The organism is Arthrobacter sp. H35-D1 (genome assembly GCF_030063185.1).
Lineage (GTDB): Bacteria > Actinomycetota > Actinomycetes > Actinomycetales > Micrococcaceae > Specibacter.
The window spans coordinates 80,966-87,148 of the sequence record NZ_JASISP010000016.1 but is presented as its reverse complement, the minus strand read 5'-3'; the positions used below and the strand labels follow the sequence as shown (position 1 = coordinate 87,148).

Annotated in this window: 6 protein-coding genes; all 6 read right to left on the bottom strand. The window is 57.7% G+C overall.

What is annotated here, in order from left to right; genetic code table 11:
• Positions 1 to 76: 76 nt before the first annotated feature.
• Positions 77 to 748 carry a hypothetical protein gene (locus tag QMG25_RS14760; protein WP_283461517.1) on the bottom strand — a complete coding sequence of 224 codons (672 nt, stop codon included), beginning with the start codon at positions 746 to 748 and terminating at the stop codon, positions 77 to 79.
• 1 nt (position 749) lies between these two features.
• Positions 750 to 1,820, bottom strand: coding sequence for a GmrSD restriction endonuclease domain-containing protein (locus QMG25_RS14755; protein ID WP_283461515.1), 1,071 nt, complete (start codon positions 1,818 to 1,820; stop codon positions 750 to 752).
• A gap of 272 nt (positions 1,821 to 2,092) precedes the next feature.
• On the bottom strand, positions 2,093 to 3,238 hold the full coding sequence (locus QMG25_RS14750; protein ID WP_283461513.1) for a DUF4062 domain-containing protein: 1,146 nt from the start codon (positions 3,236 to 3,238) through the stop codon (positions 2,093 to 2,095).
• Between the two features lie 693 nt (positions 3,239 to 3,931).
• Complete coding sequence (locus QMG25_RS14745) at positions 3,932 to 4,222, bottom strand: hypothetical protein (protein ID WP_283461511.1); 291 nt, start codon at positions 4,220 to 4,222, stop codon at positions 3,932 to 3,934.
• Complete coding sequence (locus QMG25_RS14740) at positions 4,212 to 4,766, bottom strand: hypothetical protein (protein WP_283461509.1); 555 nt, start codon at positions 4,764 to 4,766, stop codon at positions 4,212 to 4,214. Before QMG25_RS14740 ends, QMG25_RS14745 begins: the two co-directional genes overlap by 11 nt.
• Before the next feature lie 555 nt (positions 4,767 to 5,321).
• Complete coding sequence (locus tag QMG25_RS14735; RefSeq protein ID WP_283461507.1) at positions 5,322 to 6,176, bottom strand: inositol monophosphatase family protein; 855 nt, start codon at positions 6,174 to 6,176, stop codon at positions 5,322 to 5,324.
• Positions 6,177 to 6,183: the final 7 nt, after the last annotated feature.

The following is a 6,183-nucleotide window of genomic DNA, read 5'->3' as shown; positions in this document are numbered from 1 at the left end:
GAGCCCTGGCCCAAAGCAACCCACCCGATCCCGCCTACCGGCGGCGAACACACTCCAAGCCTGGAATTCCCCGCCGTCAGCCGGCCCTGGCGGACATCAAGCTAGGCCGGTCAGCTGAATACCCCAGAGTTGGCTTACCAGCTGCGATCTGGGCAAAAGTGCGAAGACTGTCCAGAAAGTACGCAAGCACTTCGCGGTTCTTTATCGGTCCATTCCGCGGAGTACGCTGTAGAAATTCACCTGCAGTCGGCAGCGGTTGGGGGAGTGTTAGCAGCACGACTTCGAGTACCTTCGTGAAGGCCAAGCGACTTTCTACACTGTCGTGCGCTGCTTGGTTTCTGATCTTTTTCATCCAAGCCAGGTCGGAAGATTTCAAGAGCACTGCGTTATAGATTGGGCTATCCGGTTCGAAGAAGACGTCGCAACGCGCTCTCACGTCACTGCTCTCTGACCAATCGAGAAATCGACTACTCGCTGAGGATGAAAGCAACCTGCGGGCGTGGCTGCGGTCTCTGGGGCTCGCGAATGCCGGAACAAGATTTCCCTCGGTCGTTCGATCTCCTGTGAGGTAGGAGAGAAAAACCTGCTCAATGAAGTTCTCGTGGGCACGTGAGGCGCGCAGGATGATGCTCTCGTAGACCAGGCCACGAATAGCCGCCTCTTGCATCTGTCCCAGGGCATGCAGGCGGAGTGCTTCACAGCCGTCGAGTTCCGCTTCAAGCTCATCGAGCTCGTCTTGAATAGGCATGCTAAGCAGCGGCTATACGTTCCGCGATGAAGCGGGACCGTGCCTCTCGAACCCCTTGATCCGTCGTCGCACGGCGAGAGCCTTGAATGAACTTCTGCCAATCTGGAGGAATGATCCCCGTCCAATCTTTGGACGTATAAACGTCGAATTGAGCAGACATGTCATCCAATGCGACACGCATCCTAGAGGGAACGAGATTGGCGTCGGTAACTGTAGGGAGCGTCACGTTATTCAAGGGGATGACCGGCGTGCCCTTAAGTAGCGACGATATCGCAAGGAAGGCGGAATAAAATAAGTGGACGCGGCTGAAGTTGTTGCCACGAAGATCCTCAGCGCTGTAGATCTGCGCGAAAGTTGTCATGATCTCCTCGAACAGGGTGGCCGCGTGTTCTACATCCAATTCCGAATCATCAAATTCTCGATAGAAAGCTGGGATTTGTTTCCTCGAGGAGATGCCTTTTAGGAGTGCACCGAGAAGGTCGGCCGCCATCTCCACTTCTCCCATCCGGGCGAGTTGACTGTCGGTGAAAACGCCCGCTTCTCGCCAGTAAGCTGCGTACTTATGGCCAAGTTCATGTGCTGTGGTCTTGAATGCACCGAGATAGGTTGCGTTAAGTAGCTCAGTGCCGTTCAGTTTCACCGAGTAGGTGTTGAGACGAGCAAATATATCGAGGAGTTCACTCAAATCCGTGTTGAAAAGGACATCCACACCTATCTCGTACTGCCAGAATTCGTCTTGTTTTTTAGGTTCCAAATCGGAGTATCGCATCCCTGCAAATTCTTGATTGTGTGTGCGCATCACAGCGAAGTCATCACTCATGTACTCCAAAATGGCTCGCAGGCGCTGCTGACCATCCACGACCGTACGCAAACTGCGCCCATCCACAAGACTCTGAGTAATCAAGACTTTGGGCATCGGCTTTCCTCGGAGCACAGTGTCAATCAGGTAAGACTTCGCCTTGGTGGTCCAGACAGCCCGCCTTTGAAAGGCTGGTGACAGGACTAAAAGACCTGAGCTCTTCCACTCCGCAAAGTCCGAAATGCTATAAGTTCTCGTGTCAAAGCTCTTCACGGGCATTCCTTCCAGGGGGATCAAGCGTTGAGGCGGCAGAGCGCCTCCCCGCCATCATCGCATCAGTGTGACCGACTTGATGATGCGACGCTCAATACGAGCCAACTAACCCATAATTTGGGAGCCTATTTCTATTGGTCGAGTCTTGCATCCCTAATGAATTGACGCACTGAGGTTTCAAGGCACATCACGTCTGCTTATGCGGTGCTTTTCCTGTCCGCAAGGGGATGCTTCACCGCTCACCTCGGCCAGGAACGTATGTCCGTGCCGCTTTAAAGCCCGGTGACGGTTCCGTCAATAGATAGTGATGCTGGGTCTGGTTCGTTTACATAAATTTGCGGCGGGGTCCATGTGGCTTGAAGGCGGCGTGCACCTTGGTGTGCAGGGCCGAGCGCAAACGAATTGACCCGCGATGCTGATCCGTCGGTAATCAGATGTTCGGCGATTAGCAGACGTGTGATCGGACGTAGAACGCTGTCGTCAAGACCAGATCCCCGTAACGGGGCCAAAGGATCAGTTGGACGTGCGAGCCAACTAGCTTGCTCGCCGAGCGTAGAGGTTCCGAAGAGGCCATCAGACAGTGCGCGACGTGCCACTTCATCGGCAGAACTACCATTGATTGCAGCCCGCATGTGCGACGTTCGCCGCTCCTGAACTACCAGCGTCAGACACTCCTCGTGTGCAATGGTCGAGGTTGTTCGAGTTGATAGCTCGGTCAACTGCACCGACAGAGCTTCAGTGGGAGAGGCAAAGGCGACGCCGCTAGCCCGGCCCTCGCGCAGACGCACCAACTCGGCATGAACTGCATCACTTCGTACGTCGGCCGTGATCGAGATCCTCCTGCCGTCACTGTTGATCTCACGTGCCCGAAAGAGTGCTCGTCCCACCCGCACCCATGGTGCTAGCTCCTCAGATGCCAGATCCTTTAGCCGCCGAATTAGTCGCTGTTGTAAATCTGCTGAATCGCTCCACGAACTGGTCGTATACAGGTTACGCGCGCCCTGAATGAGATCCCGTTGTGCACCATCCATTTCGCCCGATGTCTCGCCATGCACGAACACGCAGAGCCTCAATCCGTTGCGTTCAGCCTCTCGATACTCGGCATGGGTCGCCGAGTATCCGTCGTGCATGCGTACGCCATAGCGTGGTCCCCACATGCCCACATAAACCTCGGAGCTGCGCACCCCTGCCAGGTAAGCCTGATCTGCGGACACATCCAAAGGACCTAAATCCTCGAACATCACAGGTGTCGCGCCGATACTCTCGATTGCTGCCCGAACTGCAGATCGTTCCTGGGGCATGTCGGTAATAAGACTGGAAACGAACACACGTCTTCCGCTCGCCCACGCCCTCACATCTTGCTCCGAAGCAGTCAAAGATGCCGAGCGTTGATCAATCAGCAAGGAGGCGTTAGTCATGCTCCAAGTCCACCACAGAGGCACGACATTTACATTATGGCCAGCAGGATTCCGGTCGCGCTGCATCGCAATTTGTTGCCTAGATAGTCAATGTAGGCGGGGAAGGTTGCCCTGTCCTTGGGTTTTAAGCCTGTTCCGGAAAAGATCTTTGACGGCCACCCTGACTACCTTCGAGCCGCACTTCCCCGCTAGATTGCTTTCACCCTATTCACTAAATAGAACGTTTCCGCGGCGTTTGCTTTCCTGAAAGGCATCACGCAACTCGCGCTGCACCACGTCGCTCGAATTAGCCGGAACCGTGCAGCCACCCCCGCCTCAGGGTCCGAAGCCTTGGCCAGCATCAGGCGTGCAACGAAGCTCAGATGGTATCTGGCGTTCAATGCTGACGCGAAGATCGTGCTGGTGCCCTTTCCTGCAGCTGAAGATCATGCGGCCTCGCCGATCAGGGGCGCTCATAATTGTCCCCCTAAGATTCAAACTGGTTTTTTGGACCGTATGGAGAATGTATCGCCCCTCTTTGACCTTTGGAGGGTCATAGGAGGGGGAGTGGTAGTACGCCCGTAAGCAGGCCGTCGAGCGCGCAGCCAGACATGGATTCTTCTTTTGCCGCCGTTGATAGCCTCTAAACGCATGTTTACCCCACGATGAAATGTACGGTGAGGGTGCCTTAACTGGCCCGGTCCTTCCTGGCGTTCAGCGGGAGTAGCCTGCCACGGAACATTCCGGGCAGACGTCGGGGTCTCCGGGATCGAACATCTTAGGCAGCACCACCTTGACGACGGCGCCGCAAAGGGCATTCTTGTACTCCATGGGGTGCTCGCAGAACTGCGGCTCTGTGTAGATCTCTGTGTGCTGGAAAAGAAAGTCCTTGATGGCGTGGACCTTGCCGATATTCAGTGGAAGTACCGGCTGCGGGACGCCTCGGCCGCCAGGGCGCTCCTTGTCGAACCTGTCCAGGCCCGCGATGAGTTGCTTACTGGACAATGGCGGCCTGCCTCTTGGTGTCGAGGTCATCTAGGAGGGCGTCAAACAGTTGGGAGTGGTCGCCGCTGAGCGCGTGGTTGTACCTGGGCATTGGTAACACAATAGGGGCGTGACCGTCGACGTCCACGGTGAAACTGATGACGTCAGGGCCTCCGTCGCCGTGCTCGCCGAAGTTGTCCACGTCATGCAGCGTGACGGCTTTGATGTTGCTGCGGGGAATCACTCCGACGTCACCATGGCGGGGATGCGGCCTCCGCATGCCGCGTTCGTCCGTGGCCGGCTCAACGTCGATACCGCCTGTGATGATCAGCCGATCTGTGAAGATGGCCGCCTCGAAACGGACAACGTCATTCTGGTCATCCTTCACAACCTTGGCAGAGGCGAGGACTACGGGACGGTTTCCGATGGCACGGGCCAGCAACCGCTCCAGAAAAAAGGCGTAGTGGTCCTCCGAGCCCCACACCTGCCGCGGCCACGATGATTCATTGGACTTGGACAGGTGCTCGTGGATCGCCTTGACTTGGTCAGTTTGCTCCTGCGTCACTACTTCCCCCTTGGGTTGATGCGGTCGGCACACGTTGCACCAGACACTTCCAGCATAGGGACGGGGTACGACAACGGGCGGGGTTTCTAGCGTTCAAGGGTTGCTTGAGGCCCGTAATGTTATGCCAAGGGGGGCGAACGTCCGTTACTACTTCATATCGAACTGTCTCGTAACCCTAGGCATACGAGACATCTCACCGACTGAGCGACCACTGCGATGGCAAAATCCCAATTATTGCGGAGTCCTGCGATTCAGTCCCTGGCTAACGATTCTCGTAACTATGTCTCGCAACCTTCAGGCTAAATCCGTGTACTGATGGTTAGTTGTGAGACACAGGAAAGCAGCCAGTCAAGAAACTGGTCAGCCGAGCAGGTTTCTTGACGAGGCAGCCGGCAGACCGATCAGCCAAGTTGTGGCTCTGCGCGTCTTGAACCTCATCGGCCAGCCTTGCAGGGGCACCGACATTATGGGTCCCATCGCGTCTGACTGGACGAAAGTAGCCTAGTCCGCCGCACTGACGCGTTGTCCTCTCTCGCCGGAACGGGGGCCGCGTGTCTATTCAGGCAGTACCCCTTGTTCCAGTGCCGCTTTCAACTGCGCCACGGCCCCGGCAGGCCCTGCCACAAACCAGTCCAGCCCATTGACGGGCACGACGGCGGTTTCCCCGCCTGCCGCCTCCACGACACCTTTTCCGGGGAGCCAGTCCCAGGACGGACAGCTGTGCTGGAACCACAGGCCCAGCTCGCCCTGCCCCACACGGGCCAAATCGCACGAACCCGAACCCAGCATGCGCAAGGTGGCCGGCAGCACGGCCGCTTGCTGCCACGGCACGGCGGCGCGGGGATCCGCCAACCAGCCGGGGTGGATGTAGGAGCCGGCGGCGAGCTCCCCCAGCTGCTGCCGCGGATCGACGCGGATCGGGTGTCCGTTGCGGGTGGCAGGATGTTCGGATCCTCCCAGCCACAGCTTGTCTTCTTCGGGCTGGTAGATCGCGCCGAGCAGCACCTCAGCGTGAGCGAAGGCATCCGCCGTCGATCTTAAGGCTGCGCTCGAGGCTCCTGTGACAAGGGCCAGGGCCGAACACCAGTAGGTTGAGCCGCTGGTGAAGTTGAACGTCCCGTCAACGGGGTCCACAACCCACACCCGGCCGGAGCTGCCCTCAAAACCGGCGCCCTCCTCACCCAGGATGGAGTCTTCCGGGCGGGCCAGGCGCAGCTGCTCGTAGATAAATTTCTCGGCGGCGAGATCGGCATCGGTGGCGAAGTCGGCGGCGTTGGCCTTGATTTGCCGTCCGGCTTGCAGCACTTCGAGGCCCTCGGCGCGGATGGACAGGGCGAGCGCCCCTGCCGCTCGCAGCAGTTTCGCCGCCAATTCACTGTCACTGGACGCGGGGGTGGTTTCAGTTGCCATGGCACCA

Coding starts and splice junctions, on each gene's coding strand:
- QMG25_RS14750 (WP_283461513.1), bottom strand. CDS start 3,238: ATGACTAACGCCTCCTTGCTGATTGATCAACGCTCGGCATCTTTGACT.
- QMG25_RS14760 (WP_283461517.1), bottom strand. CDS start 748: ATGCCTATTCAAGACGAGCTCGATGAGCTTGAAGCGGAACTCGACGGC.
- QMG25_RS14735 (WP_283461507.1), bottom strand. CDS start 6,176: ATGGCAACTGAAACCACCCCCGCGTCCAGTGACAGTGAATTGGCGGCG.